The 26,413-nt window shown below is 66.9% G+C and carries 26 protein-coding genes; 11 read left to right on the top strand and 15 right to left on the bottom strand.

The annotated features are described in order from the left end of the window. Window positions 1–69 precede the first annotated feature (69 nt). The 9 genes from AC1Q6V_RS01870 to AC1Q6V_RS01910 all read right to left on the bottom strand — a co-directional run bounded on the left by AC1Q6V_RS01870 (window position 70) and on the right by AC1Q6V_RS01910 (window position 7,848). Window positions 70–462, bottom strand: coding sequence for a PsiF family protein (locus AC1Q6V_RS01870; RefSeq protein WP_010814383.1), 393 nt, complete (start codon window positions 460–462; stop codon window positions 70–72). Window positions 463–624: 162 nt separating this feature from the next. Next, a complete protein-coding gene (gene hprK, locus AC1Q6V_RS01875; protein WP_010814384.1) occupies window positions 625–1,596 on the bottom strand; it encodes an HPr(Ser) kinase/phosphatase in 972 nt (323 codons plus the stop codon). Window positions 1,597–1,677: 81 nt separating this feature from the next. Then, window positions 1,678–2,133 carry a PTS IIA-like nitrogen regulatory protein PtsN gene (gene ptsN / locus AC1Q6V_RS01880; protein WP_010814385.1) on the bottom strand — a complete coding sequence of 152 codons (456 nt, stop codon included), beginning with the start codon at window positions 2,131–2,133 and terminating at the stop codon, window positions 1,678–1,680. A gap of 456 nt (window positions 2,134–2,589) precedes the next feature. Beyond that, the gene (gene hpf, locus AC1Q6V_RS01885) at window positions 2,590–2,940 is read right to left on the bottom strand and encodes a ribosome hibernation-promoting factor, HPF/YfiA family (protein WP_010814386.1); all 351 of its coding nucleotides are present in this window, start codon (window positions 2,938–2,940) and stop codon (window positions 2,590–2,592) included. Window positions 2,941–2,988: 48 nt separating this feature from the next. Then, window positions 2,989–4,470, bottom strand: coding sequence for an RNA polymerase factor sigma-54 (locus AC1Q6V_RS01890; RefSeq protein WP_058697913.1), 1,482 nt, complete (start codon window positions 4,468–4,470; stop codon window positions 2,989–2,991). A gap of 134 nt (window positions 4,471–4,604) precedes the next feature. Further along, complete coding sequence (lptB, locus tag AC1Q6V_RS01895; protein WP_010814388.1) at window positions 4,605–5,405, bottom strand: LPS export ABC transporter ATP-binding protein; 801 nt, start codon at window positions 5,403–5,405, stop codon at window positions 4,605–4,607. A 68-nt stretch (window positions 5,406–5,473) separates the two neighbouring features. Next, a complete protein-coding gene (gene lptA / locus AC1Q6V_RS01900) occupies window positions 5,474–6,124 on the bottom strand; it encodes a lipopolysaccharide transport periplasmic protein LptA (RefSeq protein WP_011614488.1) in 651 nt (216 codons plus the stop codon). A 67-nt stretch (window positions 6,125–6,191) separates the two neighbouring features. Then, the gene (gene lptC, locus AC1Q6V_RS01905; RefSeq protein WP_010814390.1) at window positions 6,192–6,821 is read right to left on the bottom strand and encodes an LPS export ABC transporter periplasmic protein LptC; all 630 of its coding nucleotides are present in this window, start codon (window positions 6,819–6,821) and stop codon (window positions 6,192–6,194) included. Window positions 6,822–6,864: 43 nt separating this feature from the next. Next, window positions 6,865–7,848: a KpsF/GutQ family sugar-phosphate isomerase gene (locus tag AC1Q6V_RS01910; protein WP_010814391.1), complete on the bottom strand. Its 984-nt coding sequence runs from the start codon at window positions 7,846–7,848 to the stop codon at window positions 6,865–6,867. Between the two features lie 141 nt (window positions 7,849–7,989). On the opposite strand from AC1Q6V_RS01910, the gene AC1Q6V_RS01915 reads away from it, so the two are divergent. Further along, complete coding sequence (locus AC1Q6V_RS01915) at window positions 7,990–9,969, top strand: monovalent cation:proton antiporter family protein (RefSeq protein ID WP_010814392.1); 1,980 nt, start codon at window positions 7,990–7,992, stop codon at window positions 9,967–9,969. 18 nt (window positions 9,970–9,987) lie between these two features. Here AC1Q6V_RS01915 and AC1Q6V_RS01920 read toward each other — a convergent pair whose 3' ends face one another. Beyond that, window positions 9,988–10,362, bottom strand: coding sequence for a ribbon-helix-helix domain-containing protein (locus AC1Q6V_RS01920; protein WP_010814393.1), 375 nt, complete (start codon window positions 10,360–10,362; stop codon window positions 9,988–9,990). 100 nt (window positions 10,363–10,462) lie between these two features. Then, entirely contained in the window at window positions 10,463–11,041 is a 579-nt protein-coding gene (locus AC1Q6V_RS01925) for a DJ-1/PfpI family protein (protein ID WP_010814394.1), read from the bottom strand. A gap of 216 nt (window positions 11,042–11,257) precedes the next feature. On the opposite strand from AC1Q6V_RS01925, the gene AC1Q6V_RS01930 reads away from it, so the two are divergent. The 3 genes from AC1Q6V_RS01930 to AC1Q6V_RS01940 all read left to right on the top strand — a co-directional run bounded on the left by AC1Q6V_RS01930 (window position 11,258) and on the right by AC1Q6V_RS01940 (window position 14,335). After that, window positions 11,258–11,830 (top strand): adenine phosphoribosyltransferase, encoded by a 573-nt coding sequence (locus AC1Q6V_RS01930; RefSeq protein ID WP_454749208.1) that lies wholly within the window; start codon window positions 11,258–11,260, stop codon window positions 11,828–11,830. A 43-nt stretch (window positions 11,831–11,873) separates the two neighbouring features. Continuing rightward, the gene (locus AC1Q6V_RS01935) at window positions 11,874–12,485 is read left to right on the top strand and encodes a LysE family translocator (RefSeq protein ID WP_010814396.1); all 612 of its coding nucleotides are present in this window, start codon (window positions 11,874–11,876) and stop codon (window positions 12,483–12,485) included. Window positions 12,486–12,655: 170 nt separating this feature from the next. Beyond that, complete coding sequence (locus AC1Q6V_RS01940; protein WP_010814397.1) at window positions 12,656–14,335, top strand: Na/Pi cotransporter family protein; 1,680 nt, start codon at window positions 12,656–12,658, stop codon at window positions 14,333–14,335. Window positions 14,336–14,344: 9 nt separating this feature from the next. Here the strand turns inward: AC1Q6V_RS01940 and AC1Q6V_RS01945 are convergent, their stop codons facing one another. Beyond that, window positions 14,345–14,830, bottom strand: a complete 486-nt coding sequence (locus AC1Q6V_RS01945) for an adenosine-specific kinase (RefSeq protein ID WP_010814398.1) — start codon at window positions 14,828–14,830, stop codon at window positions 14,345–14,347. Window positions 14,831–14,972: 142 nt separating this feature from the next. Between AC1Q6V_RS01945 and AC1Q6V_RS01950 the strand changes: the two genes are divergently transcribed. Further along, entirely contained in the window at window positions 14,973–15,566 is a 594-nt protein-coding gene (locus tag AC1Q6V_RS01950; protein WP_454749209.1) for a histidine phosphatase family protein, read from the top strand. 125 nt (window positions 15,567–15,691) lie between these two features. Here the strand turns inward: AC1Q6V_RS01950 and uvrA are convergent, their stop codons facing one another. After that, window positions 15,692–18,553: an excinuclease ABC subunit UvrA gene (gene uvrA / locus AC1Q6V_RS01955; protein WP_439668513.1), complete on the bottom strand. Its 2,862-nt coding sequence runs from the start codon at window positions 18,551–18,553 to the stop codon at window positions 15,692–15,694. Between the two features lie 366 nt (window positions 18,554–18,919). On the opposite strand from uvrA, the gene AC1Q6V_RS01960 reads away from it, so the two are divergent. The 5 genes from AC1Q6V_RS01960 to AC1Q6V_RS01980 all read left to right on the top strand — a co-directional run bounded on the left by AC1Q6V_RS01960 (window position 18,920) and on the right by AC1Q6V_RS01980 (window position 24,085). Continuing rightward, a complete protein-coding gene (locus AC1Q6V_RS01960; RefSeq protein ID WP_037025351.1) occupies window positions 18,920–20,170 on the top strand; it encodes an MFS transporter in 1,251 nt (416 codons plus the stop codon). A 182-nt stretch (window positions 20,171–20,352) separates the two neighbouring features. After that, a complete protein-coding gene (locus AC1Q6V_RS01965) occupies window positions 20,353–20,904 on the top strand; it encodes a single-stranded DNA-binding protein (protein WP_439668514.1) in 552 nt (183 codons plus the stop codon). A gap of 203 nt (window positions 20,905–21,107) precedes the next feature. Next, window positions 21,108–22,151 (top strand): porin, encoded by a 1,044-nt coding sequence (locus AC1Q6V_RS01970; RefSeq protein ID WP_454749210.1) that lies wholly within the window; start codon window positions 21,108–21,110, stop codon window positions 22,149–22,151. A 15-nt stretch (window positions 22,152–22,166) separates the two neighbouring features. Beyond that, window positions 22,167–23,153 carry a Bug family tripartite tricarboxylate transporter substrate binding protein gene (locus tag AC1Q6V_RS01975; protein WP_439671236.1) on the top strand — a complete coding sequence of 329 codons (987 nt, stop codon included), beginning with the start codon at window positions 22,167–22,169 and terminating at the stop codon, window positions 23,151–23,153. Continuing rightward, on the top strand, window positions 23,150–24,085 hold the full coding sequence (locus AC1Q6V_RS01980; protein ID WP_454749211.1) for a BMP family lipoprotein: 936 nt from the start codon (window positions 23,150–23,152) through the stop codon (window positions 24,083–24,085). The genes AC1Q6V_RS01975 and AC1Q6V_RS01980 overlap by 4 nt, the downstream gene beginning before the upstream one ends. Before the next feature lie 27 nt (window positions 24,086–24,112). Here the strand turns inward: AC1Q6V_RS01980 and AC1Q6V_RS01985 are convergent, their stop codons facing one another. After that, window positions 24,113–25,285 (bottom strand): GGDEF domain-containing protein, encoded by a 1,173-nt coding sequence (locus tag AC1Q6V_RS01985; protein WP_454749212.1) that lies wholly within the window; start codon window positions 25,283–25,285, stop codon window positions 24,113–24,115. Window positions 25,286–25,690: 405 nt separating this feature from the next. Here AC1Q6V_RS01985 and AC1Q6V_RS01990 point away from each other — a divergent pair, with 405 nt between their 5' ends. Beyond that, window positions 25,691–26,029 (top strand): RcnB family protein, encoded by a 339-nt coding sequence (locus AC1Q6V_RS01990; RefSeq protein ID WP_011614497.1) that lies wholly within the window; start codon window positions 25,691–25,693, stop codon window positions 26,027–26,029. 85 nt (window positions 26,030–26,114) lie between these two features. On the opposite strand, the gene AC1Q6V_RS01995 is transcribed toward AC1Q6V_RS01990, so the two are convergent. Then, complete coding sequence (locus AC1Q6V_RS01995; RefSeq protein ID WP_492294495.1) at window positions 26,115–26,363, bottom strand: PA2433 domain-containing protein; 249 nt, start codon at window positions 26,361–26,363, stop codon at window positions 26,115–26,117. Between the last annotated feature and the right edge of the window lie 50 nt (window positions 26,364–26,413).

The raw sequence follows: 26,413 nt of genomic DNA on the forward strand, positions 1-26,413 counted from the left end.
CAAAAGCAAACATGGCGAACCTCGCGGTTCGCCATGCTTTTGTCGTCAGCTTGCGGCGCTGGTTGCGGCTCAGGCTGCCTTGGACAGGCATTCCTTCATGTAGGCCTTGTATTCGTCGCCCTTCTTGCCCTTGCCCGACTTGCTGCAGGAGGCCATTTTCTCCTGCTGGGTCTTGGACGCGCCCTTGGACAGGCATTCCTTCATGAACGCCTTGCGTTCGTCGCCCTTCTTGCCGGCGGCTTGCGTATTGCAGGCCTTCATCTTGTCCTGCTGGGCGTTGGCTGCGGGCTTGTCCGGGGTAGCCGGGGTGGCGGGCGTGGCAGGCATGGCCGGCGTTGCCGGTGCGGTGGCCGCCGGCTTGGCTGGCGTCGCGGGGGTTGCCGGCGTGGCGGTGGTCTGTGCAAAAGCGCTGGCGGCGATCATCGGGGTGACCAGCGCGCACATCGCGATCAATTTCTTCATGCTTGCTCTCCTGGGTGTGGAAAACTTCATGGCCGCGCGCCATTGCCGGCGTTGCAGCTTCCGTAACGGGCGCGATGCCCATTACAGCACAAAACGGAGCATGCCTGAAGAACGTTGACGTTCTGCGTCAACGCCGTTGTAAGCAAATGAAAACGCCGGCGCTCAGAGCAAGCGGCCCTGGCCGCGCGATACTGCATCGGCCTGCATCGCGGCGCGCTGCCGGTCCATGAAGTCGCGCAGCGTATCGATGCCGCGCAGGCGCAGGATGGTGTTGCGCACCGCGGCCTCGACCAGCACGGCCAGGTTGCGCCCGGCCGCCACCTGGATCTTGACCATGTGGATCGGCAGGCCCAGCACGTCGAGGTATTGCGAATCGAGCGGCAGCCGCTCGAACTCGCCGTCATTGCGACGCACCAACTGCACCACCAGCTTGATCTTCATCTTCCGGCGCACCGCGGTCTCACCGAAGATGGTCTTGATGTCGAGCAGGCCCAGACCGCGTACTTCAAGCAGGTTCTGCAGCAGCGGCGGGCAGCGGCCTTCAATGAAATCCGGCCCCAGGCGCACGAAGTCCACGGCATCATCGGCCACCAGCCCGTGGCCGCGCGAGATCAGTTCCAGGCCCAGTTCGCTCTTGCCCAGGCCCGATTCGCCCATGATCAGCACGCCCATGCCCAGGATGTCGAGGAATACCCCGTGCATGGTCACGCGCGGCGCGGAGATACGCGACAGGTACAGGCGCAGGTGGTCGATCACCGCGGCCGACGACACCGGCGTGGTGAACAGCGGCGTGGACGAGCGCGTGCAGCGCAGTTCCAGGTCGGGCGGCGGCTCCATGCCGTCGGCGATCACCAGGAAGGGCGGCTCCAGCAGGATCAGCTCGCCCATCTGGCGCTTGCGGGTCTCGTCGTCCAACCGCTGGTAATAAGTGATCTCGGGCTTGCCGAGCACCTGGATGCGGTTGGGGTGGATCAGGTTCAGGTGGCCCACCAGGTCGGCGGCGGAGGTGGCTTCGCGGGCGAACTCCACATCGAAGGCGCGATCCGCACCTTCCAGGCCGGCCACCCACGAGAGTTTGATGTCGGCTGCGTTGTCGTCGAAGATGGACTGGGAGGTGACGCCGGTGAGTTCCATGCGGTATGACTGGTGGGGCGGTTTGCGAAGCGCCTTGGCGCCTGCCCGGTCTGGTGCCGGCCCGCTTGAGGGATCAGGGGATCAGGGATGCCATGCGATCAGCAACTGATGGACGGCATCGGGCGTGGGCAGCGTGGCCAGCCCTTCACGCATGTCGCGGTCGGAAAGCAGTTGCGCGATTTCGGACAGGATTTCCAGGTGCTGCTGCGTAGCCTGTTCGGGCACCAGCAGGAAGATCAGCAGCGATACCGGCTTGCCATCGGGCGATTCGAACGGAATTGGTTCGGCCAGGCGCATGAACGCGGCCAGCGGCTGCTTCAGGCCCTTGATGCGGCCGTGCGGGATTGCCACGCCGGCGCCCAGGCCGGTGGATCCAAGCGACTCGCGCGCGAACAGGTTGTCCGTCACGATGGCGCGCGCCACACCATGGTTGTTCTCGAAGAGGAGCCCGGCCTGCTCGAACACACGCTTCTTGCTGGTGACGCTGACGTCGAGGGTGATGTTGCCGGGTGGCAGCAATTTGGCCAAACGATTCATGGGCGATGCGCAGGATTTCAGTTAGCGGGCGGACCGTTCCGCCGGGCAGTGGGCTGGCTCCGGCCTGCCGTTGGCCTGGCCGGAGGCGTCCGGCCCATTATAGAGCAGCGACTACTCCCGCATTGTGCAGCGCAACGGGGCAAGCCGGTGCAGAAAGATACATGGTGATGCAATGGTGCCTCCGCGGCGGGGAGCCGGTGCACCGGTGCGGGGCACGGCCAGGATTCCCTCTCTTTGTATGGCGCAGCATACACCTTGGCGCAGCGCTTGCGAACACCCTTGCTCATTCGGGTGAAAAGCATCGGCTCCGGCGCCACAGCCGGGCCGCGCCGCCAGTGCGGGCGCGGCATGCCGGCGGCAACCGGGAACGCGAGGGCGCAAAAAAGCCGCGCTTCTTGGCGCGGCTTGCCTGTTCAATCCTGATTCAGCAGCCCGCTGCGGGGCTGCCGGGCACGGTCATTGCTGCATTTGCGCTGCGGCCATCTGGTACTTGACCGCTTCGCGGTCGTGGCCTTGCACGCGATCCTTGTAGCGGATCACCTGACGGTCCAGCTTGTCGACGAGTGCGTCGATCGCTGCATACAGGTCTTCGTGATGCGCTTCGACAAAGATGTCCTTGCCCTTGAGATGTAGATTGATTTCCGCGTACTGACGCCGGTCCTTTTCCTTATGGTTGTCGACAGAGAGCAGCACACTAACGCCAATGACTTGATCGAAATGCCTGACGATTCGCTCCAGCTTCGTTTCCACGTACTCACGCAGAGGGGGCGTGATGTCCAGGTGGTGTCCACTGATCTTGAAGTTCATAGCGCTTCTCCTTCTGAAAGAGCCTCACCAGGCAGGCGGTGGGCTCGGCTACAAAGACTTGCGGAGATTGACTGCGGGGATCTTCAGGGCTTCGCGATACTTGGCAACGGTGCGGCGTGCGACAACGAAGCCTTGTTCGCCCAGCAGTTCGGCAATGCGACTGTCGGAAAGGGGATTCCTCGGGTCTTCGGCTCCTATCAGTTGCTTGATCAAGGCGCGGATGGCCGTTGACGAAGCCGCGCCACCGGTTTCGGTGGACACGTGGCTGCCGAAGAAGTACTTCAGTTCGAAAGTACCCATCGGCGTTGCCATATATTTATTGGTCGTCACCCGGGAGATGGTTGACTCGTGTAAACCCAGTGTATCGGCAATCTCCCGCAAAACCAAGGGGCGCATGGCGATTTCGCCGTGGCTGAAAAAGTTCTTTTGACGCTCGACAATGGCCTGCGAGACACGCAGGATTGTGTCGAACCTCTGCTGGATGTTCTTGATCAGCCAGCGCGCCTCCTGCAGCTTCTGCTGCAGCCCGGCGGTGCCGGACTCACCCTTTGCGCCACGCAGGATTTGCGCATACATGTCATTGATGCGCAGCCTCGGCATCACATCCGGATTGAGCTGCGCGATCCAGCCGCCGCCACCCTTGCGCACGAACACGTCCGGCACCACGAAGTCCGCCTCCGGGCGGCTGTATGCATGGCCGGGGTAGGGCGCCAGCGAGCGGATCAGTTCGTGTGCGGACTTCAGCGCCGCTTCATCCACCTGCAGCGCCTTCTTCAGCCGCGTGTAGTCGCGTACTGCGAGCAACTCCAGGTGGTTGGTCACGATGTTCAGGGCCAGTTCGCGCTGCGGGTGCGTCAGGCGCCGCAACTGCAGGGCCAGGCACTCGGCGGCGTTGCGCGCGCCCACGCCGGGCGGGTCGAAGCTCTGCAGCAGCGTGAGGATGGCGTGGACCTCCTCGATCTCGAACTCGAGTTCTTCCGGCAACTCCGTGCAGATCTCCTCAAGCGATGCGCTCAGGTAGCCATCGTCGTCGAGCGATTCGATCAGGAAGATGGCCAGGCCCTTGTCGCGCGCCGAGATCTTCAGCGGCGTGAGCTGTTCCATCAGGTACTCGCGCAGCGTTGGCTCGGCTTCGCGCAGCTGCATCGGCGTTTTTTCGTCCTCGTCGCCCTGGGGGCGGCGGGCAAAGTCGTCCAGGCTCCAGTCGCTGCTGCCATAGTCGTCGCCGTTGCCGCTGTCGCCATAGCTGTCGTCGTCAGCCGCGCCGTCGGCGCGGGCCTCGCCATTGCCCTGCGGCTCTGCCGGCGCGGGCGCCGGTGCGCTCTGCAGGTTGACCGAGCCGTCGGCCGCCACGCGCAGCGGGCTTTCGATCCAGTCGTTCTCGCGTTCGAGCAGAGGGTTTTCCGTCAGTGCCTGTTCGACCTCTTGCTGCAGTTCCAGCGTGGAAAGCTGCAGCAGCCGGATCGACTGCTGCAGTTGCGGGGTCAGGGCCAGATGCTGGGAAAGGCGGAGCTGTAGCGACGGTTTCATGCGACCTATTCTATGCGCATCTTTCCGTTGTTGGAACGGAAATTGCTATCGCTTATGCGGTCTGATCGCTGCTGGCTGTGGCAGGCCCACGTGCGCCCGCGAATAGGCCTGCCGCTCCATGGCAGGCCGCTGCATCACATGCGGAAGTTCTCGCCCAGGTAGACGCGCCGCACTGCGTCATTGGCGATGATTTCCTCGGGCTGGCCCGCGGCCAGCACCGTGCCTTCGCTGATGATGTAGGCGTGGTCGCAGATGCCGAGCGTCTCGCGCACGTTGTGGTCGGTGATCAGCACGCCGATATTGCGTGCCTTGAGGAAGCTGACGATGCGCTGGATCTCGCCCACGGCGATCGGGTCCACGCCGGCGAAGGGTTCGTCCAGCAGGATGAAGCGCGGCGACGACGCCAGCGCGCGCGCGATTTCCACGCGGCGGCGCTCGCCGCCCGACAGCGACAGCGCCGGGTTGTTGCGCAGGTGCGCGATCTGCAGGTCGTCGAGCAGCGAATCCAGGCGGCGCTCGATCTCGGCCTTGGGCAGGGGCTTGCCGTTGCTCACCTGCAGCTCCAGCACCGCGCGGATGTTCTCTTCGACGTTGAGCTTGCGGAATACCGAGGCTTCCTGCGGCAGGTACGACAGCCCCATGCGCGCGCGCTCGTGGATCGGCAGGCCGCTGATGTGGTCGCCGTCGAGCACGATATCCCCTTCGTCCAGCGCCACCAGGCCCACGATCATGTAGAAGGAGGTGGTCTTGCCCGCGCCGTTGGGCCCGAGCAGGCCGACCACCTCGCCGCTCTTCACGTCGAGCGAGACGTCCTTGACCACCGTGCGCGAGCCATAGCGTTTCTTCAGGTGGCGCACGACCAGCGTGCTGCCGCCGGCAAGGACGGTGGAGGCTTCGACGGAAGGCTTGTCGGCGATGGTTGCGGTATCGGTCATTGGCACAGTCTGGCGTTCAGGCGTTTCTGGCGCCGGCCGCATGCGATGCACGCAGCCGGCGCCAGGCGTCAGGGTTTGTTGGCAGGCGCGGGCGCCGGCTTCAGGTCCAGCGGCGAGCCGCCGCTGCCCGTGGCGCCGGCCTTCTGGTCCTGGCGCGGCGACAGCACCGCGCGCACGCGGCCGGACGGATTGGCGGCCGCGGCATCGCCGCTACCGCCGCCGGCAGCCGTGTAGAACTCCTTGCGGCTGTCGTAGGTCAGCACCGCGCCGCGGATCTCGTCGACCTGCTTGGCGCCCTGCAGGCGCGCCATGCGGGCATTGCCGATCAGCTTGGAGTACTCCTGCTTGCCGTCGTACTCGATGCGGTCGCCCCAGCCGTCGATGTATTCGTCGACGCCTTCGCGCTTCTGCCGGATGTAGGCCTGCTTGCCCGGCTTGGCGGTGGCCACCGCGAACTGGTAGCCCTCGGGATCGGTGCGCAGTTCGGCGGCGTCGGACTTCAGGATCATGGTGCCCTTGGTCAGCACCACATTGCCGGTCAGCGTATAGATCTGCTTGACGTCGTCATAGCTGGCGTTGTCCGCCTCCAGCACCATCGGCTTGTCGCGGTCCGCGCGCTCGGCCAGGGCGGGCTGGGCCAGCAGGCCGAAGGCCATGGCCAGGGCGAGCAGGGCCGGGGCGGTGCGTCGACGGGACGATGTCGTCAGGGAAGCAGTCATGTTGGCAGGGTTGCTTGAGGGCGTCTGGGTACGTTGGTGCGGGTTGGTGCGGCCCCCGGGCCGGGGCTCAGGACCCCGGCGCGCGGCCAGGGGTCGGCCCGGTGATGATGGTGCCGCGTACATTGCCGAGCAATTGTACTTCGCGCGTGACGTTGTTGAAGATCAGGCCGTTGGCGGTCATCACCGACGGGCCGCGCGTCAGCTTGACCGGCTTGTCGGTCTTGACGATGTCGTCATTGACCAGCAGCTGGAAATAACTGGATGCGGCGGTCAGCTGCGGGTCCTTGGACACGTCCACGCCCTGCTGGCGCATGACGAAGCCGTTGCCGTACAGGTCGATCACCGAACCCTCGGCGTTCATGCGGCCCATATCGGCGCGGGCGGTGACCGGCGGGCGGTCCGGCTCATACGCGCGCATGGCGGGCCGGGTCACCTCGTAGGTCTGGTCATCCTCGAAATGGACCATGCGCTCGCCGGTAAAGCGGATTTTGGTGCTGCCGTCCGGCGCCAGCTCAGTGGCCGAGAAGCGGTCCATGAAGTAGTCGGGCTCATGCTTCTTGGCGCTTTGCGCGGCCGGGTCTTCCTTGGGGGAGTTGATCTGGACCAGCCAGAACGTGCTGCCCGCCACGAAGGCCATCAGCAGCAGCGGCAGCAGCCGCATGACGATGCCGCTGAGGGAGGCGAGGAGTGCCTGCATGGTGTCCTTGGCGTTGTGCCGGTTGTGCCGGGCCCGCGCCCGCTCAGATGACCTTGGCGCGGGTCAGGTCGTGGATATGCAGCGCGCCGGTCAGGCGGCCGTCGTCATCCACCACCAGCAGCTGGTTGATGCGGTTGGCCTCCATCACCTGCACCGCTTCGACGGCGAGCTGGTTCTCGTTGACCACGTGCGGGTTGCGGTGCATGACGTCGCCGATGGGAACGGTCTTCCAGTCGCGCGGGGTTTCCAGAAGGCGGCGCAGGTCGCCGTCGGTGAAGACGCCGATGGCGTGTCCGTCCGGGTCCACCACGGCGGTCATGGCCATGCCCTTGCGGGTGATTTCCATCAGCGCCTGGGCCAGCGGGGTGTTTTCACGCACCTCGGGCACGGCGTTGCCGGTGCGCATCACGTCGCGCACATGGGTCAGCAGCTTGCGCCCGAGCGCGCCGCCGGGGTGCGAGCGCGCGAAGTCTTCCTCGCCAAAGCCGCGCGCATCGAGAACCGCCACTGCCAGCGCATCGCCCAGCGCCAGCGCCGCGGTGGTGCTGGCCGTCGGCGCCAGGTTCAGCGGGCAGGCTTCTTTCTCGACCGCCGCGTCCAGGTGGACGTCGGCCAGCTTGGCCAGGTTGGAGTCGGGGTTGCCGGTGACCGAGATCAGCCGCGCGCCGATGCGCTTGACGATCGGGATGATCGACAGCAGCTCGCCGGTCTCGCCCGAATTGGAGAAGGCGATCAGCACGTCGTCGCGCGTGACCATGCCCAGGTCGCCGTGGCTGGCTTCGGCCGGGTGCACGAAGAACGCCGGCGTGCCGGTAGAGGCCAGCGTGGCCGCGACCTTGCGCCCGATATGGCCGGACTTGCCGATGCCCGAGACGACCACGCGCCCGGTGCATTGCAGGATCAGCAGCACGGCACGGGCAAAGTCGCCGTTCAGGCGTCCGGAAAGTGCGGAAACCGCATCGGCTTCGGTCTGGAGAGTGTCGCGGGCGAGCCTGAGTGCTCGATCCGCATCGAAATTGGCTATCATGGCGACGAAGTATACCAACGAATGCGATGGCGCCTGGCCCGACCCATGGCGCACGTCGTGCTTGCCGTGCTCGCCGTATTTTGCCGGCAGGGTGCCCGTGCCGGGTCGGACGTGCGCCTGGCCGGTCACCCAGACCGCCTGATGCATTCTCCGCTGGAACTGACCCTGGTGCTGCTGGCCGCCGCCGTCTTCGGCGTGGTCGCATTCCGCATGCTGCAGCTGCCGCCGATGCTCGGCTACCTGGCCGTCGGCATCCTGATCGGCCCCCATGCGCTGGGGCTGGCCAGCGACACCGCGCAGACCAAGTACCTGGCCGAATTCGGCGTGGTCTTCCTGATGTTCTCGATCGGGCTGGAGTTCAACCTGACCAAGCTGCGCTCGATGAAGCGGCTGGTGTTCGGCCTGGGCGGCTCGCAGGTGGTGCTGTCGATGCTGGCGGTGGTGCCGGCCAGCTGGGCTTTCAACTGGCTGTTCCCGCTGTCCTGGCAGGCGTCGGTGGCGCTGGGCGGGGCGCTGGCGATGTCTTCCACCGCGATCGTCTCCAAGATGCTGTCCGAGCGCATGGAGCTTGAGAGCGAGCAGGGCCGCAATATCATCAGCATCCTGCTGTTCCAGGATCTGGCGGTGGTGCCGCTGCTGATCGTGATCCCGGCGCTGTCGCGCGATCCGGGCGACCTGATGGTGGCGCTGGGCCTGGCCACGGTCAAGATCGTGGTGGCCCTGGGCGTCATCTTCTTCCTGGGCCAGCGCCTGATGAGCCGCTGGTTCCACGTGGTGGCGGCGCGCCGCTCGCAGGAACTGTTCATGCTGAACCTGCTGCTGGTGACGCTGGGCATGGCGGCGCTGACCGAGCGGCTGGGCCTGTCGATGGCGCTGGGCGCCTTCATGGCGGGCATGCTGATCTCCGAGACGCCCTACCGCCACCAGGTGGAAGAGGACATCAAGCCGTTCCGCGACGTGCTGCTGGGACTGTTCTTCGTCACCATCGGCATGCTGCTCAATATCCGAGTGGTGCTCGACCACGTATGGCTGGTGCTGGCGCTGCTGGTGGTGCCGGTGCTGTTCAAGCTGGTGCTGATCGCGCTGCTGGCGCGGGTCTTCGGCTCGCGCCAGGGGGTGGCGATCCGCACCGGGCTGGGGCTGGCGCAGGCCGGCGAATTCGGTTTCGTGCTGCTGAACCAGATCGACGGCCTGAACCTGGTCGACCCGGTGCTGATCCAGGTGATCCTGGCATCGATGCTGCTGTCGATGCTGGCCGCGCCCTTCCTGATCCAGTACAGCGACGCCATCGTGCTGCGCTTTGCCGCCAACGAATGGCTGATGCAGTCGCTGAACATGACCCGCATCGCCGCGCAGAGCCTGCAGACCGAGAAGCACGCGATCATCTGCGGCTTCGGCCGCAGCGGGCAGAACCTGGCGCACATGCTCGAGCGCGAGGGCATCAACTACGTGGCGCTGGACCTGGACCCCGATCGCGTGCGCGAGGCCGCCGCGGCCGGCGATACCGTGGTCTACGGCGACGCGGGCCGGCGCGAGGCGCTGATCGCCGCCGGCATCCACCGTGCCGCCGCCCTGATCGTCACCTATGCCAACACCCCATCGGCGCTCAAGGTGCTGCACCACGTGCAGGAACTGGCGCCGGCGCTGCCGGTGATCGTGCGCACGGTGGACGATTCAGAGCTCGACACGCTGCAGAAGGCCGGCGCCACCGAAGTGGTGCCCGAGATCATCGAGGGCAGCCTGATGCTGGCCTCGCACGCGCTGGTGCTGTTGGGCGTGCCGATGCGGCATGTGCTGCGCGGCGTGCAGGAGGCGCGCGACGCGCGCTACAGCCTGCTGCGCGGCTATTTCCACGGCCGCGACGATGATGAGGACATGGTCGAGCGCGATTCGGTACGGCTGCATTCCGTGTCGCTCGGGCCGCAATCCACGGCGGTGGGGCGGCGTCTTGGCGTGCTGGGGCTGGAGCGGATCGGCGTGGAGGTGACCGCGGTGCGCCGGCGCGGCATCCGCGCCTTCGATCCGGAGCCCGAGACCGTGCTGGAGCCGGGCGATATCGTGGTGCTGCGCGGCCCGCCCGAGGCGCTGGAGGCTGCGGAAACGCGCATCCTGAACGGCTGAGCCGGGGCGTCGTGCGCGTCAGTGCGGACGCGCCTCGACCCAGGATTCCGGCAGGTTGTCGAGCACGGCGCGTGCGTCCAGCGAGCGGATCGGCACGCTGGCATCGGCCGGGATGCGGCCTTCGCCCTGCAGCATCAGGTAACGCAGGCAGCACACGCGCAGGAAGGACGAGAAATTGCCGGCCACCGCCTCGCTGCCGCGATGTTCGGTCAGTTCATCGTGCAGGCGCGTGATCAGCTGGTTGACGGTCATGTCGTCGCGCCGCGCCAGTTCTTCCAGCACCTCCCAGAACAGGCTCTCCAGCCGGATGCTGGTGGCCACGCCATGCAGGCGCAGCGAGCGCGACTGGCTTTGGTACGACGCCGGATTGGCGCGGATAAAGATTTCACACATGGATGCTCCCGTGCGGGCGGCGCAGCCTGCGGGCATGTGCACGGCTCGCGGATGGGGCGGGCCGTGCCTTCACGCGTGGGGGCGCCGCGTGCGGAAAGCTCTAATGTACGATCCGCGTGCCCAGCACGGCAAGGAACTGCGCCAGCCAGGCCGGATGCGCGGGCCAGGCCGGGGCCGTGACGAGGTTGCCGTCGGTATGGGCCTGGTCGACGGGAATATCGGCATAGGTGCCGCCGGCCAGCTTCACCTCGGGCGCACAGGCCGGGTAGGCGGAGCAGGTCTTGCCTTCGAGCACGCCTGCCGCGGCCAGCAGCTGGGCGCCGTGGCAGACCGCGGCGATCGGCTTGTCCGCCTGGGCGAAGTGGCGCACGATCTCCAGCACGCGCGCGTTCAGGCGCAGGTATTCCGGCGCGCGGCCGCCGGGGATGACCAGTGCGTCGTAACCGGCGGGGTCGATCTCGGCAAAGCTCGCGTTGAGGGTGAAGTTGTGGCCGCGCTTCTCGGTGTAGGTCTGGTCGCCCTCGAAGTCATGGATAGCGGTGGCGCAGGCGTCGCCCGCCTGCTTGTCCGGGCAGGCCGCATGCACGGTGTGGCCGACCATCTGCAGTGCCTGGAACGGCACCATGGTTTCGTAGTCTTCGGCGTAGTCGCCCACCAGCATCAGAATCTTCTTTGCCATCGCGCTCTCCTGTATGGTTACGGGTGTCCGGCGGGTGCCGGACGCGGCAGCCCGGCCCCTGGCCAGCCAAGCGGGCCGGCAGGGCCATTGTGCTGGCCGCCCCGATGGCGCGGGTGGTAACTGGTTACCGCGCCGGCGGCCATCCTGCCGCGACCCACTGCGACCCCTCTTTCTGATTGGCGCGCCACGCTGCGCGCCTACCGTTTCCAGACCCCTATGGCAGAGTCCATCATCCAGTCCCCCGAGCTCGGCGACGTCACCGGCTACCTGCGCGAGCGCATCCGTACGGTGCCGGACTGGCCCATGCCGGGCGTGATGTTCCGCGACATCACCCCGCTGCTGCAGAACCCCAAGACGCTGCGCGTGCTGATCGATGTCTTCGTGCACCGCTACATGGATGCGCAGCTCGACCTGGTGGCGGGCATCGACGCGCGCGGCTTTATCCTGGGCGCGATCGTCGCGTATGAGCTGAACCTGGGCTTCGTGCCGATCCGCAAGAAGGGCAAGCTGCCGTTCCAGACCGTGGCCGAGGAGTACGAGCTGGAATACGGCAGCGCCACCGTCGAGATCCATGCAGACGCCTGCAAGTCCGGCGACCGCGTGCTGCTGGTCGACGACCTGATCGCCACCGGCGGTACCATGATGGCCGGACGCAAGCTGCTGGAGCGCCTGGGCGCGACGGTGGTGGAGGGCGCCGCCATCGTCGACCTGCCCGAACTGGGCGGCTCGAAGCTGCTGCAGGACGGCGGGCTGCCGCTGTTCACCGTGTGCAAGTTCGAAGGGCACTGAGCCACGCTGACCGGCCCGCAAGATTTCCACGCAAGGAGACCCCATGCCTGACCTGTTGCTGTTCCTGCTGACTTCGATTGCCGTGACTGTGGCCCCGGGGCCCGACAACCTGCAGGTGCTGGCGCGCGGCATGGCGCAGGGCCGGCGCGCGGGGCTGGTCGCGGCACTGGGCTTTTCGGTCGGGTGCCTGTTCCACACCGTGATTGCGGCGGTGGGGCTGGCCGCGGTGCTGCGCTCGTCGCCGCTGGCGTTCCAGCTGATCAAGTATGCGGGCGCGGCCTACCTGATCTGGATCGGCATCCAGGCGCTGCGCGCAAAGGGCGGGCTGGCGCAGGGCGGTGATGTCGATGCGGTGCCGCTCGCGCGCGTGTTCCGCCAGAGCGTGCTCGGCAACATCATGAATCCCAAGGTGACGCTGTTCTTCCTGGTGTTCCTGCCGCAGTTCGTGCGCGCCGATGCCGCGCACCCGGGGCTGCAGTTCCTGCTGCTGGGCGTGGTCTTCATGCTGCAGACGGCGGTGGTGTTCTCGCTGTTCGGGCTGTGCGCGGGCTGGCTGGGCGCCTGGCTGCGCCGCCGCCCGGCCACCGGCCGCTGGCTGGACCGCGCCGCCGGGGCGATCTTCGTCGGGCTGGGGATCAAGGTCGCGCTGCCCTGAGCGGCGCCGCTGGCGCGCATCCGCGCGCCGGTGTTGCCCATTGCCCGCGCGCCGCGCCCATGCCGTTGCCGCTGTCGGGTGACGGGCGCATAATGCCTCATTGACAACTACACGATGACCGGGCCTAGCCTCCAGGGGTTTTGTCGGCACTGGTCACACAAAGGCGCACCATGGGCGTACTCCTTCACCTGCTATCAGGCGTTGCCCTGCTCGTCTGGGGCACCAACATCGTCAAGGTCGGCATCCTGCGCGTCTACGGCGCGAACCTGCGCCATGTCCTGTCGACCAGCGTCTCCAACCGCTTCACCGCCTTCCTTGCCGGGCTCGGCGTCACCGGGCTGGTCCAGAGCAGCAATGCCACCGCGGTCATCGTCAGCTCCTTCGTCGGCCAGGGCCTGATCGCCGTGGCACCGGCGCTGGCCATCATGCTCGGCGCCAACGTCGGCACCGCGCTGATGGTGCAGGTGTTCTCGCTGGACCTGTCCTGGCTGTCGCCGCTGCTGATCTTTGTCGGCGTGATCTGCCATCTGACCTGGAAGGGCAGCAGGGCCGGCCACGTCGGCCGCGTGCTGATCGGCCTGGGCCTGATCACGCTGGCGCTCGAGCTGATCTCCATCGCCACCCGTCCCGTGGTGCAGGCTGCCGGCGTCAAGGTCTTGTTCGCCTCGCTGACCGGCGACGCGGGGCTGGACATGCTGGTCGGCGCCTTCCTGACCATCCTGTGCTATTCCAGCCTGGCCGTGGTGCTGTTCTGCGGCGCGCTGGCCTCGGCCGGCGTGGTGTCGATCCACGTGGCGCTGGCGCTGGTGCTGGGGGCCAACCTGGGTTCGGGCATCTCGGCGCTGCTGACCACCTCGGGCAACAACCAGCCGGGCAAACGCGTGACGCTGGGCAACCTGCTGTCGCGCCTGCTGGGCTGTCTGGTGGCGCTGCCGCTGCTGGGCCAGGCCGAGGAGCTGCTGGCGCTGCTGGACCATGACCCGCAACGGCTGATCGTCAATTTCCATCTGCTGTTCAACGTCGCGCTGGCGGTGCTGCTGCTGGGCGCCACCGCGCCGCTGGCGCGGCTGTGCGAGAAGGTACTGCCCGGGCGCAACACCGGCGACAGCCAGGTCACGCCGCGCCACCTCGATACGGCCGCGCTGTCCACGCCCACGCTGGCGCTGGCCAACGCCGCGCGCGAAGTGCTGCGCATCGGCGACCGCGTCGAGCAGATGCTGGACAACATGCTGCGCGTGCTGCGCACCAACGACGCCAAGCTGGCCGACGCCACCTGCCGCATCGACAACGAGGTGGATGACCTCTACACCGCGATCAAGCTCTACCTGACGCGCATCAGCCTGGAAGCGCTGGACGAGCGCGACGGCCAGCGCTGGACCGAGATCATCTCGCTCACCATCAACCTGGAACACGCGGGCGACATCATCGAGCGCATCCTGCTCGATACCAAGGACAAGAAGATCGCCCACAACCTGATGTTCTCGGAGGCGGGAATGCAGGAAATCGCCGAGATGCACGCGCGCCTGGTCGCCAATCTGCGGCTGGGCCTGTCGGTGTTTCTCAACGGCGACCTCAAGAGCGCCCAGGCGCTGATGGCGGAAAAAGCGAACTTCCGCGAGCTGGAGCGCAAGTACGCGCGCACCCACCTGCAGCGCGTGGCGGTGCAGACCGCCGAGAGCATCGAGACCAGCTCATTGCACCTGGATGTGATCAGCGAGCTCAAACGGCTGAATTCGCTGTTCTGTGCGACGGCTTATCCGGTGCTGGAGCAGGCTGGGGTGCTCAACCGCAGCCGGATGAAGGAAGACGATGTGCCGGCGGTGCCGGCGGTGCAGGCAGCGCAGCACTGAGCGGCGACGCTAGAGCTTGTAGCCGAACTTCCGCAACAGCGCCTTGCGCTCGGCCACATCGGCATCGGTCTCGATCCCCAGCGGCGAGGCACCATCGATCACGCCCACCACGCCGCGTCCGGCATCGGTCTGGGCGATGATCACCTCGGTCGGGTTGGCCGTTGCGCAGAAGATGCGGCACACCTCCGGCACTGCCCGCACCGCGGCCAGCACGTTGACCGGAAAGAACCCGTCGCCGAGGAAGATCACGAAGGTATGCCCGGCGCCGATGGCGCGGGCGTTCTCGCAGGCCAGGTCGATCAGGTCTTCATCTGTGCCCGACCAACGCACCAGGCGCTTGCCCGAGGCCTCGCAGAACGCCAGCCCGAAGAGGATGCCCGGGACCGTGCCGACCAGCGCCTCGTGCAGGTCTTCCACGGTCTTGATGAAATGCGAATGGCCGAAGATGAAGTTGGTGGCTTCCGGCTTGGTGACCGGTACGACCGTCAGTTCCATGGCTGGCTCCAGAATGGCGGCGCGGCTTGCCGCCATCCGGTTCATGGTAGGGCGCGGGGTGGTGAATGCAAGCGGGCAGGGATCCTCGCATGGCACGCGTACCTGCTATACCGGATGGACTGGCCCGTCACCGGAGACGCCGATGCCGCTTGTTCGCCTCTTCCTCGCATGGCTTGCCATGGCGCCGTGCGTGGCCGCCGCCCAGGTCGTTCCGGCATCACAGGGCGAAATCGCCGTCAGTGAACTGAAGCGCCCCAATGTCGTCGTCGTGCTGCGGCATGCGAGTGCGCCGGGGGTCGGCGATCCGCCGGGCTTCAAGCTGGACGACTGTTCGACCCAGCGCAACCTGGACGCGAACGGCCGGCAGCAGGCGGCGAGGCTCGGTAGCAGCTGGAAGGCGGCGGGCTTCCGGCCGACGCGGGTCTACAGCAGCGCCTGGTGCCGCTGCCAGGACACCGCCCGCCTGATCGACCTGGGTCCGGTGCGGGTCCAGCCATTGCTCAATTCATTTTTTGGCGCGGATGCACAGCGCCGGGAAGCGCAGACCGCGCAGCTTTCGCGCTTTATCGACGGGCTCGATCCGCGCGGCGGGCCTTACCTGCTGGTCACGCACCAGGTGGTGATCACCGCGCTGAGCGGCCACGGCGCCGACAGCGGTGGCGGCGTCGCGATCGAACTGCAGCCGGGCGGAGCGCCGCGCCGCGCGCGGGTGCTGCCCAACGCCGGGCTGGACTGAAGGGGCAGGCCCGCCTCAGCAGCGGCAAGCTCACCTCATCTTGATACACCTCAACTTGTGCAATCGCTTGCGTAAGCGAGTCGCGACAATTCTTGCCGGGCCTGTATCCGAAAATTCCTAAGGCCTTACCGCTCCAGCAATGGCTTCAGATACTTGCCCGTAAAGCTCGCCTTGCTCCTGGCCACATCCTCCGGCGTGCCGCGCGCGATCACCTGGCCGCCACCGGCGCCGCCTTCCGGCCCCATGTCGATCAGCCAGTCCGCGGTCTTGATGACATCGAGGTTGTGTTCGATGATGACCACGGTATTGCCCTGGTCGCGCAGCTTGTGGATGACCTTGAGCAGCAGCTCGATATCGTGGAAGTGCAGCCCGGTGGTGGGCTCGTCCAGGATATAGAGCGTGCGCCCGGTGTCGCGCTTGGACAGCTCCAGCGACAGCTTGACGCGCTGCGCCTCGCCGCCCGACAGCGTGGTCGCCGACTGGCCCAGCCGGATATAGCCCAGGCCCACGTCCAGCAGCGTCTGCAGCTTGCGCCGCACCACCGGCACCGCGCTGAAGAACTCGTGCGCCTGCTCGACGGTCAGGTCCAGCACCTCGGAGATGTTCTTGCCCTTGTACAGGACTTCCAGCGTCTCGCGGTTGTAGCGCTTGCCGTGGCAGACATCGCACGGCACATAGACGTCGGGCAGGAAGTGCATCTCGACCTTGAGCACGCCGTCGCCCTGGCACGATTCGCAGCGCCCGCCCTTGACGTTGAACGAGAAGCGGCCCGGGTCGTAGCCGCGCTCCTTGGCCGACGGCACGCCGGCGAACAGTTCGCGGATGGGCGTGAACAGGCCCGTATAGGTGGCCGGATTGGAACGCGGCGTGCGCCCGATCGGGCTCTGGTCGACGTTGATGACCTTGTCGAAATGCTCGAGCCCCTCGATGCGGTCGTGCGGCGCCGGCTCCGGCGTCGAGCCATACAGATGGCGCGCCACCGCATGGTAGAGCGTGTCGTTGATCAGCGTCGACTTGCCCGAGCCGGACACGCCGGTGATGCAGGTCAGCAGGCCCACCGGCACTTCGGCGGTGACGTTGCGCAGGTTGTTGCCGCTGGCGTTGACGATGCGCAGCAGGCGCGCATCGTCGGGCGCGGCGCGCTCCTTCGGCACCTCGATGCGGCGCTGGCCGGACAGGTACTGGCCGGTCAGCGATGCCGGCGACTCCTCGATCTGCCGCGGCGTGCCCTCGGCCACGATCATGCCGCCGTGCACGCCGGCGCCCGGGCCGATGTCGACCACGTAATCGCAGGCGCGGATCATGTCCTCGTCGTGCTCGACCACCAGCACCGAGTTGCCGATGTCGCGCAGGTGCTTGAGCGTGCCGATCAGACGGTCGTTGTCGCGCTGGTGCAGGCCGATCGAGGGCTCGTCCAGCACATACATCACGCCGGTCAGGCCCGAGCCGATCTGCGACGCCAGCCGGATGCGCTGGGCCTCGCCGCCCGACAGCGTATCGGCGCTGCGCTCCAGTGACAGGTAGTCCAGCCCGACGTTGTTCAGGAAGTTCAGCCGCGCCGAGATCTCCTTGATGATCTTGTCGCCGATCTCGCGTTTGGCGCCGTGCATGTCCAGCGTCAGGAAGTAGGTCAGCGCGTCGCGCAGCGGCCAGCCGTTGATCTCGAAGATCGCGCGTGCCTGCTCGCCCTCGCCCAGCTTGACGTGGCGCGCCTCGGTGCGCAGGCGGGTGCCTTGGCAGGCGGGGCAGGGCTGGTTGTTCTGGTACTTGGCCAGTTCCTCGCGCACGGCGACCGAATCGGTTTCGCGGTAGCGGCGCTCCAGGTTGGGGATGATCCCTTCGAACACATGCTCGCGCACGGTGGTGCGGCCGCGTTCGTTGATATAGGTGAACGGGATTTCCTGCTCGCCCGAGCCGTGCAGCACCGACTGCTGCACGTTTTCCGGCAGCTCCTCGAACGGGGTCTCGGTGTCGAAGTCGTAGTACGCTGCCAGGCCTTGCAGCATCTGGAAGTAGAACTGGTTGCGGCGGTCCCAGCCCTTGATCGCGCCCGAGGCCAGCGACAGGTTGGGGAAGGCCACCACGCGCTTGGGATCGAAGAAGGTGATCTGGCCCAGCCCGTCGCAGCTAGGGCAGGCGCCCATCGGGTTGTTGAACGAGAACAGCCGCGGCTCCAGCTCCTGCAGCGAGTACGAGCAGATCGGGCAGGCAAACTTGGAGCTGAACATATGCTCCTTGCCGCTGTCGAGTTCCAGCGCAAGCGCGCGGCCATCGGCCAGGCGCAACGCGGTCTCGAACGATTCGGCCAGGCGCTGCTTGATGTCGGCGCGCACCTTGACGCGGTCCACCACCACTTCAATGGTGTGCTTCTCGGTCTTCTTCAGTTTCGGCAGCGCATCGACCTCATAGACCTTGGCCTCGGCCTCGTGCGCGGTGCCGCCGCCCGAGCGGATGCGAAAGCGCACGAAGCCCTGCGCCTGCATGCTGTCGAACAGGTCCGAGTGCTCGCCCTTGCGGTCGGCCACCACTGGCGCCAGGATCATCAGCTTGGTGTCCTCGGGCAGGGCCAGCGCGGCGTCCACCATCTGCGACACGCTCTGCGCTTGCAGCGGCAGGTTGTGGTCGGGGCAGTAGGGCGTGCCGGCGCGGGCGTACAGCAGGCGCAGGTAGTCGTGGATCTCGGTGACGGTGCCGACCGTCGAACGCGGGTTGTGGCTGGTAGCCTTCTGCTCGATCGAGATCGCCGGCGACAGGCCTTCGATCAGGTCCACGTCCGGCTTTTCCATCAGCTGCAGGAACTGGCGGGCATAGGCGGACAGAGACTCCACGTAGCGGCGCTGGCCCTCGGCATAGAGCGTGTCGAAGGCAAGCGAGGACTTGCCCGAGCCCGACAGGCCGGTGATCACGATCAGCCGGTTGCGCGGCAGGTCGAGATTGATGTTCTTCAGGTTGTGGGTACGCGCCCCACGGATCTTGATTTCTTCCATATGCCGAAAAGTCGTCGCCAGACAGGCCGCCCTGCCGGGGTTGGCAAGGCTGTCTGAAGGAATCGCAAAACCCAGAAACAAGTACCGTATTTGGCACTTCCGACCGCTGGCGACGGCCGGAATGCGCGCCCGGGCACACGCCCGGGGGCCAGCTGGCATGGCCAGGTGACCCGGGAAGCGCGAAGGAGCAAACCTGTTAATATACCCAACTTCGGTTTCCGGGGTGGCCCGCGCCATGCAGGCGCCCGGCGAAGCCGCCGCCGGCCCCGGGTTCCGGGCGGCAACTTCCCCCCGCGATCCCGATCGAAACTGCCGTTGCGATGCACCGGCAGCCAGCCTGACAGATTCCACGATCCCACGATCGCAATGCCGTCGATCCAGTCTTCTTCCCCGGGTGCGGGTGCCGCTGACGCATCCCAGGCCCCCGCCCGCGAACGCATGACCCGCGCCGAGTTGCGCGCCGCCGTGTCGCTGGCCAGCATCTTCGCGCTGCGCATGCTGGGCCTGTTCCTGATCCTGCCCGTCTTTGCCGAATACGCGCACAGCCTGCCCGACGGGCACGACGCCCAGCGCGTGGGCCTGGCCATGGGCATCTATGGCCTGATGCAGGCATTCCTGCACATCCCGCTGGGCTGGCTGTCCGACCGCATCGGGCGCAAGCCGGTGATGGTGGCCGGGCTGCTGCTGTTCATCGCCGGCGGGCTGGTGGCCGCCTTTTCCGACACGCTAAGCGGCATCATCGCCGGCCGCGCGCTGCAGGGCACGGGCGCGATCTCCGCGGCCATCACTGCCTGCATCGCCGACCTGACGCGCGAACGGCATCGCACCAAGGCGATGGCGATGGTGGGCGGCAGCATCGGCCTGACCTTCGCGCTGTCGCTGGTGATTGCCTCGCCGCTGCTGCACAGCATCGGCATGTCCGGCATCTTCGGGCTGATGTCGGTGCTGGGGCTGGTGGCCATCGGCGTGACGCTGTTCCTGGTGCCGACCCCGCCGCCGCCGCATCCGGTGCGCCTGCCGTTCCGCAAGGTGCTGCTCAACGCCGACCTGGCGCGCCTGAACGTCGGCGTGCTGGCGCTGCACGCTTCCCAGGTGGCCATGTTCATGGTGGTGCCCGCCATGCTGGCCGATGCCGGCATGCCGCTGGACCAGCACTGGAAGGTCTACCTGCCGGTGGTGCTGGTGTCCTTCGTGCTGATGCTGGGCCCGATGATGGCGGCCGAGCGCTACGGCCGCGTGCGCCCGGTGCTGCTGGGCGCGGTCGCGCTGATGACCGCGGTGCAGTTGCTGTTTGCCGCCGTGCACGGGCTGTGGGCCATCGTCGGCGTGCTGCTGCTCTTCTTTGTCGCGTTCAACGTGCTGGAGGCGATGCAGCCTTCGCTGGTGTCGCGCTACGCCGCTGCCGCGCGCGGCGCGGCGCTGGGCGTCTACAACACCACGCAGGCGCTGGGCCTGTTCCTGGGCGGCGCGGCCGGTGGCTGGCTGCTCAAGCACGAGGGGCGCAGCGCCGTGTTCGTCGGTTGCGCGGTGGTGCTGTTGCTCTGGCTTATAATCGCCTGGAGCATGAAGGCGCCGCCGGCGCGCGGGCAGGAAGCTGCACCGGCAACGCCGGCCTGATCCGCATCACATCGTAAAGAATCCGGCCTGGAAAAGGCCTAGCATGATCGCGCCACCTGACGTCTGGCCGGGGGCGCGATGTTCGTTTACGTCGCCGCAGTATCGCGTCACACTACATCCGCTTTACCGTCATCGTATTGCCACGCTTTTCAACACGGCGCGTGGCTTTTGGAGAACATTTCATGGCATCGGTCAACAAAGTCATTCTCGTCGGCAACCTCGGCGCAGACCCGGAAACCCGCTACCTGCCCAGCGGCGACGCCGTGACCAATATCCGCCTGGCGACCACCGATCGCTACAAGGACAAGCAGAGCGGCGAGATGAAGGAGGCCACCGAATGGCACCGCGTCTCGTTCTTCGGCAAGATCGCCGAAATCGCCGGCCAGTACCTGCGCAAGGGATCGTCGGTCTATATCGAAGGCCGCATCCGCACCCGCAAGTGGCAGGACCAGTCGGGCCAGGACAAGTACTCCACTGAAATCGTTGCCGACCAGATGCAGATGCTGGGCTCGCGCCAGGGTGGTGGCGGCGGTGGCGGTGACGAAGGCGGCTACGGTGGCGGCGCAGGCGGCGGTGGTGGCTACAGCCGCGAAGCGTCGGGCGGCGGCTACGGCGGTGGCCGCGGCGGCCAGGGCGGCGGCCAGGGCGGCGGCCAGAGCGGTGGCGCTGCGCGCCGGCCGCAGCAGCCCGCCTCGAATGGTTTCGAGGATATGGACGACGATATCCCGTTCTGAGCACGGACTCGCTTCAAGCATCACCCCCGAAAGCCCGCATAAGCGGGCTTTTTTTGTGTCCGCATTTTCCGCGCAAACCGCATTTCCTCATGCGCACACATTCGTATGCGGATGTGCGGCCACACCCTATATTTTGCATTCTTAATTTGTATGCAAACGGAGGGTGGTGCGTGAAGGTGGGGAACACAAGGCGCAGTCACGCCATGGCGCTTGCCGGCGTGCTGGCGGGGGCGAGCTGCGGCGTTACGCAGCAGGCGCAGGCGCAATCAGTATCGACTTCCATATCGGTCTACGGCCTGATCGACACCATGGTCCGCTACTCGGACAACAACCGCGGGGACGAGCGCCTGGCTGAACTGAGCGAGGGCTACTTCAGCGGTTCGCGCTGGGGCGTGCGCGGCAATGAGGCGCTGGGTGCGGGATGGTCGGCGCTGTTCAACCTGGAAAGCGGCTTCGACCTGGCCTCGGGTACTTCGCTGCAAGGCACCGCGGCGTCGAACTACGGACAGGTTGGCACGCAGGGTACAGGCCGGCTGTTCGGCCGGCAGTCTTACCTGGGGATCGAGCACCAGGCGTGGGGGAAGCTGACATTCGGACGCCAGTTCACCACGGCCTATGACGCGACCTTCCGCTTCCAGCCCTATGGCCATCCCAATCTCGATGCGGTGGCCATTCTTAACGGCTATACCGGTCCGCGGCAAGACAACATGGTGAAGTACGCGGGCAGGTGGGGCGCGTTCTCGGCGGCGGCGCACTATACCTTCGGCGAAGTGCCGGGCGATGCGGCGGCCAGCAGCAGCCGGGGGCTGGCGCTGGCCTGGACCACGGCACGGATCGACATTGGTGCCCTGTTCCAGAGCACCAATGCGCTGGCCACCGAAGAGAAGCGCACGATCTGGGGCATCGGCGGCAGCAGCCAGCTGGGGCGCGTCAAGCTGGCGCTCGGCTACCTGGACAACCGCTACCACCTGAGCCCGACCCGCAACCATGTGCTGACCGGCGGCGCCACGGTGCAGGCAATGCCCGCGCTGGCGGTGTCGCTGGCGGCCGGCTATGACCGGCAGAGCGCCGCCAGCGGCCACCGGCTGATGCTGACCAGCGTGGCGGAGTACAGCTTGTCCAGACGCACCAGCGTCTATGCGGAAGCCGATTTCAACCGCATCAGCGGCAGCTATGCGCTGCCCGCCTTCATGGGCGTGCGTGGCAACAAGTTCGGCGGCGGCGTCGGCCTGCGCCATCGCCTGTAAAGCCGGAGGGCCACCGTGATTTCGAGAAGACAGTTCCTTGCCGCGGCGCTGGCCGCGCCGGCATTGCCGGGGATGCCGGCGCGCGCGGACAGCGGTGCCGCGGCATGGCCACGCCATCCGGTGCGGCTGGTGGTGACTTTCCCGCCGGGCGGGTCCAGCGACATCGTGGCGCGGCTGCTGGCACCGGTGCTGCAGGAAAAGCTGGGGCAGCCATTCGTGGCCGACAACCGGCCGGGGGCGGGATCGACGATTGGCGCGGCTGCGGTCGCCGCGGCGCCCAATGACGGCTACACGCTGCTGATGTCGAACTCGGCGGCGCTGAGCATCTCGCCGTTCCTGCTCAGGCGGCCCGCCTACGACCCGGTACGCAGCTTCACGCACGTGCATTACATCGGCGCGGTGCCGACCGTCTTTGCCGTGCATCCGTCGGTGCCGGCGCGCAACCTCGCGGAGCTGGCGGCGTGGATCCGCGCGCAGCGCGAGCCGGTGCCGTTCGGCAGCGGCGGGGCGGCGTCGGTGGCGCATATCGTCGGCGAGCTGTTTGGCCAGCAGGCGGGGTTGCGGCTGACCCATGTGCCATACAAGGGCGCGGGTCCGATGCGCGCCGACCTGCTCGGCGGACAGATCCCGTTTGCGGTGGATGCCCTGCCGCAGAACCTGCCGTTGCTGCAGTCCGGCGCCTTGCGCCTGCTGGCGGTGACCTCGGCGCAACGCGTGCCGCAGGCGCCCCAGCTGCCCACCGTGGCGCAAGCCGGCTATCCCGGCCTGGTGGCCGAAAACTTCGTCGGCGTCTCCGCGCCGGCCAACCTGCCTGAGGACATCGTGCAACGCTTGCATCAACAACTGCAGGTCATCCTGCAACAACCGGCCCTGCGCGGCCGCCTGGAAGCCCAGGGCTTTGTGCTGGCCGAGCGCCGGCCCGATGAGTTTGCCGCCTACGTACGCCAGCAGGCGCAGGCCTGGGGTCCTGTGGTCGTGGCAACCGGGGCGACGCTGTCATGAGCGCGCGCATCCAGGTAGTGCTGTTCGGGCCCGAAGGACGCGGCAGCTTCAATGAAGCCGGGCATGCCGGCGCCATGCGCGCACGCAATGCCGGCCACGACGTGGCGGTGACGTGGATTGCCGATCCGGATCCGCAGGCGCGCGCAGCAGCGCTGCTGGCGCTGTGCCAGACCGGCCCGGACCTGATCGTTGCGCATGGCGGACAGGGGGACTATCCCGTTTCTGTTGCCGCGGCTCGCCATCCCGCCCGGCGCTTCGTGGTCACGCAGGGCAGCGTGCTGTGCGCCAACACCGCGAGCTATGAGGTGCTGCAGGAACAGTCCGCCTTCCTTGCCGGCGTGCTGGCGGCGACGGATTCGCGCACCGGCGTGGTCGCCCATCTGTCGGGCGAAAAGGTGCGCCCCGGGCTGAAGGGGCGCGCGGCGTTTCTCCATGGCGTGCGCAGCGTAGTGCCTGGCCTGCCGGCACTCACGACCTTCTGCGGCAACCAGCACGATCCGGCGTTGGCCGGCGACGCGGTTGCCGCGCAGGTCCGCGCCGGCGCAGATATCGTCTTTGCGATGATCGACGGCGGCCGCGACGGTGCCATCGCCGCCTGCCGCGCCGCGGGCATCCGCCAGATCGGCAACGTGGTCGACTGGACCAGCAGGCATCCCGATGTCGTCCTGGCTTCCGCGGTGGCCGACAGCGGCTTGTGCGTCGAGCAGGCGATCGGGGATTTCGAACGGGACCAAATTGCGTGGGGAACCACCCGCAGCTTCGGGCTGGAAGCGCCGGCGGCCGTCCGCCTTGCCCTGGGCCGCGATGTCAGCCAGGCCGCGCGCGCGGCGCTCGACCACTGGAGCCAGCGGTTGCTCGATGGCGGCGTGTCCGTGGCGCAGAGCTATGACGGGCCGGAGTTTGCGGTGGTGGGCACGCCCACGGTTGCTTAGCCGCGCCGGACGGGAGGCACGGCAGCATCATGCCAGCACCGGCAAGCCGGCCTCCCGTTCCCACTCCACGCAATTCCTGCCCTTGTTCTTGGCCGCATACAGCACGTTATCCGCGCGCATCAGCAGGGCTTCCAGGTCTTCGCCGGGCCGCAGCGTGGCCACGCCAAAGCTGGCGGTCACCGTGTGCATGCCCGGCAGGACGTCCATTTCCGTGCTCTCCAGCGTCTGGCGCAAGCGTTCGGCCAGGTGCAAGGCTGCATCGGGCGGGGTATCGGGCAACAGCACGACGAACTCCTCGCCGCCCAGGCGCGCGGCGATATCGCGCCGCCGGATGCCGGCGGCGATGATCCGGCCGATTTGCGCCAGCACCGCGTCGCCGGCGCTGTGGCCGTAATTGTCGTTGATGCACTTGAAGAAATCGAGATCGCACAGCAGCACGCTCAGCGGCTTGCCCTGAGGTGGCGGGATTTCCCGCGCGGCCAGCGCCTCCAGGCTGCGGCGCGTGTGCAGCTGCGTCAGCGGATCGGTGTCGCGTTCATGCCGCAGGCCGTCGATCACGTCCAGCGTGGTCGCCGCCAGCAGCGCCAGCGCCAGCGTGAGCAGCAGCAATGCCATGGTGACCTGCAGCCACAGCCAGTAGGCCGAGCGGGTGAGGGCGGCAGCGTCCTGTCCGATGACCGGAGCAATGGTCAGCACCGTGCGCGGCAGGAAATGGAGGGCAAACAGCAGGAAGACCCAGAACAGCACCTGGTCCGCGGTGCTGCCTGTGCGCAGGCGGGCCAGCGGCGCGATGCCCAGCAGCAGGATCAGCGCGATGCCGACATTCAGGATGTAGATGCGGGCGACCAGCTGGGGTTGCATGAAATCAAACCAGGCAAGCGCAGCAAACAGGGCCAGCGGCAGCGACACCAGCGCGCAGGTATCGACGCGCGCGCCGATGCGCGCCAGCATGCCACGCAGCATCAGCACGGCGCTGCCCAGGTAGAGCGCACCGGTGACGGTGGCGTTGCCGCCGCCGTTGCGCGGCTGCCAGATGATCTGCAAGGTGATGGCAACCGCGTACAGCAAATAGCAGGCACCTAGCTCCAGCAGGTAGTGCCGCGTGCGCTCATGGTTCCAGGCCAGCAGGAAGCAGAGCGAAAGCAGGATGGCCATGGCGGGATTGACCAGGGCCAGGAATTGACCAGTATCGTGCAACACGGAGAGTCCCCAGTTTTTATGGTTCTCTGGCAGGGACGGGTGCCCGCGTGCGAAGCGCCGTGAACAGGGCGTAAGCCAGGGAACATCGAGGGCGGTACGCGCCCGCGGCGCGGGTCGCGGGGTCGCGGGGCCGCGGCCCGCTGACAGCTGAGTGGTGGCCGCCCGTAACAAATTGTTTCTGTCAGGACCCATTCTAGTCACGGGTGGCGTCGGCGGCTCCCCCCCAATGGGTGCCAACCGGCAAACAATTGTGAACAATCTGTCAGGGCGCGAATGCCCCGTCGGTCAAATCGAGCGCCAGCGCATGGACGGCGGATGCCGCAGTTGTCCGCATTTGTGACTAATCTGGTAGATGCTGTCCGGATCCTCCGGCAGTTCGGTTTTCCCGTACGCAAGGAGATCACGATGAAGACCAAGAAAGCGATGCCGGCACTGTTGCTGGCGGCAAGCGTGCTGGCGGCGCCGTTTGCGATGGCGCAGGGTGGTGCCAAGTCCAAGCCGATGGCAGATCCCATGGCCGCCTCCGCGCCGGCGGCGCAGAACTCGCCTTATATGCAGGTGCAGCAGTGGAAGAAGGGTGACCGGCTGCCCACCGAGTTCAGGGACCGCCAGTATGTGATCGACGACTACAAGCAATACAACCTGCCCGCGCCGCGCAAGGGCACGCGCTGGGTCGGGATTGGCGCGGAATATTACCTGGTGGCGCCCAACGGTGTGGTCCAGCAGGTTGGATCGGGGTCCTGACCCGGCCTGCTGCGGCGACGACCGCGGGAAAAATAAACAAAGCCGCCGCGCCTGGGCGCGTGGCGGCTCTTCTTTGCGATCGGTCTCAGATACCCAGGATCTTTTTCGCTTCGAGCAGCGATTTCATCGATTCGTCATGCTTGCCGGCCTTGTGATAGGCCTCGCCGTCGGCGCGCAGCTTGGCAACCTTGGCGGAATTTTCCGGCGACAGCGCCGGCTTGGTCGACAGTTTGGCGTCGATGGCCTTCATCTCGTTGGGGCAGTTATGGGCCAGCGCCAGGCCGGGGGCGCTGGCCAGCAGCAGTGCCGTAAGGACTAGGACAGATTTGCGCACGATGGCCTCCGCGAGGACGCTGTTGGGATTTCCAGCATAGTCCATCGCCG

The sequence above is a fragment of the Cupriavidus sp. GW823-FHT07B10 genome, assembly GCF_058794355.1.

What these genes read in the sequence shown, in the direction of transcription:
- AC1Q6V_RS01870 (WP_010814383.1), bottom strand. Translation starts at nt 462, where the DNA reads ATGAAGAAATTGATCGCGATGTGCGCGCTGGTCACCCCGATGATCGCC.
- hprK (WP_010814384.1), bottom strand. Translation starts at nt 1,596, where the DNA reads ATGGAACTCACCGGCGTCACCTCCCAGTCCATCTTCGACGACAACGCA.
- ptsN (WP_010814385.1), bottom strand. Translation starts at nt 2,133, where the DNA reads ATGAATCGTTTGGCCAAATTGCTGCCACCCGGCAACATCACCCTCGAC.
- hpf (WP_010814386.1), bottom strand. Translation starts at nt 2,940, where the DNA reads ATGAACTTCAAGATCAGTGGACACCACCTGGACATCACGCCCCCTCTG.
- AC1Q6V_RS01890 (WP_058697913.1), bottom strand. Translation starts at nt 4,470, where the DNA reads ATGAAACCGTCGCTACAGCTCCGCCTTTCCCAGCATCTGGCCCTGACC.
- lptB (WP_010814388.1), bottom strand. Translation starts at nt 5,405, where the DNA reads ATGACCGATACCGCAACCATCGCCGACAAGCCTTCCGTCGAAGCCTCC.
- lptA (WP_011614488.1), bottom strand. Translation starts at nt 6,124, where the DNA reads ATGACTGCTTCCCTGACGACATCGTCCCGTCGACGCACCGCCCCGGCC.
- lptC (WP_010814390.1), bottom strand. Translation starts at nt 6,821, where the DNA reads ATGCAGGCACTCCTCGCCTCCCTCAGCGGCATCGTCATGCGGCTGCTG.
- AC1Q6V_RS01910 (WP_010814391.1), bottom strand. Translation starts at nt 7,848, where the DNA reads ATGATAGCCAATTTCGATGCGGATCGAGCACTCAGGCTCGCCCGCGAC.
- AC1Q6V_RS01915 (WP_010814392.1), top strand. Translation starts at nt 7,990, where the DNA reads ATGCATTCTCCGCTGGAACTGACCCTGGTGCTGCTGGCCGCCGCCGTC.
- AC1Q6V_RS01920 (WP_010814393.1), bottom strand. Translation starts at nt 10,362, where the DNA reads ATGTGTGAAATCTTTATCCGCGCCAATCCGGCGTCGTACCAAAGCCAG.
- AC1Q6V_RS01925 (WP_010814394.1), bottom strand. Translation starts at nt 11,041, where the DNA reads ATGGCAAAGAAGATTCTGATGCTGGTGGGCGACTACGCCGAAGACTAC.
- AC1Q6V_RS01930 (WP_454749208.1), top strand. Translation starts at nt 11,258, where the DNA reads ATGGCAGAGTCCATCATCCAGTCCCCCGAGCTCGGCGACGTCACCGGC.
- AC1Q6V_RS01935 (WP_010814396.1), top strand. Translation starts at nt 11,874, where the DNA reads ATGCCTGACCTGTTGCTGTTCCTGCTGACTTCGATTGCCGTGACTGTG.
- AC1Q6V_RS01940 (WP_010814397.1), top strand. Translation starts at nt 12,656, where the DNA reads ATGGGCGTACTCCTTCACCTGCTATCAGGCGTTGCCCTGCTCGTCTGG.
- AC1Q6V_RS01945 (WP_010814398.1), bottom strand. Translation starts at nt 14,830, where the DNA reads ATGGAACTGACGGTCGTACCGGTCACCAAGCCGGAAGCCACCAACTTC.
- AC1Q6V_RS01950 (WP_454749209.1), top strand. Translation starts at nt 14,973, where the DNA reads ATGCCGCTTGTTCGCCTCTTCCTCGCATGGCTTGCCATGGCGCCGTGC.
- uvrA (WP_439668513.1), bottom strand. Translation starts at nt 18,553, where the DNA reads ATGGAAGAAATCAAGATCCGTGGGGCGCGTACCCACAACCTGAAGAAC.
- AC1Q6V_RS01960 (WP_037025351.1), top strand. Translation starts at nt 18,920, where the DNA reads ATGCCGTCGATCCAGTCTTCTTCCCCGGGTGCGGGTGCCGCTGACGCA.
- AC1Q6V_RS01965 (WP_439668514.1), top strand. Translation starts at nt 20,353, where the DNA reads ATGGCATCGGTCAACAAAGTCATTCTCGTCGGCAACCTCGGCGCAGAC.
- AC1Q6V_RS01970 (WP_454749210.1), top strand. Translation starts at nt 21,108, where the DNA reads ATGGCGCTTGCCGGCGTGCTGGCGGGGGCGAGCTGCGGCGTTACGCAG.
- AC1Q6V_RS01980 (WP_454749211.1), top strand. Translation starts at nt 23,150, where the DNA reads ATGAGCGCGCGCATCCAGGTAGTGCTGTTCGGGCCCGAAGGACGCGGC.
- AC1Q6V_RS01990 (WP_011614497.1), top strand. Translation starts at nt 25,691, where the DNA reads ATGAAGACCAAGAAAGCGATGCCGGCACTGTTGCTGGCGGCAAGCGTG.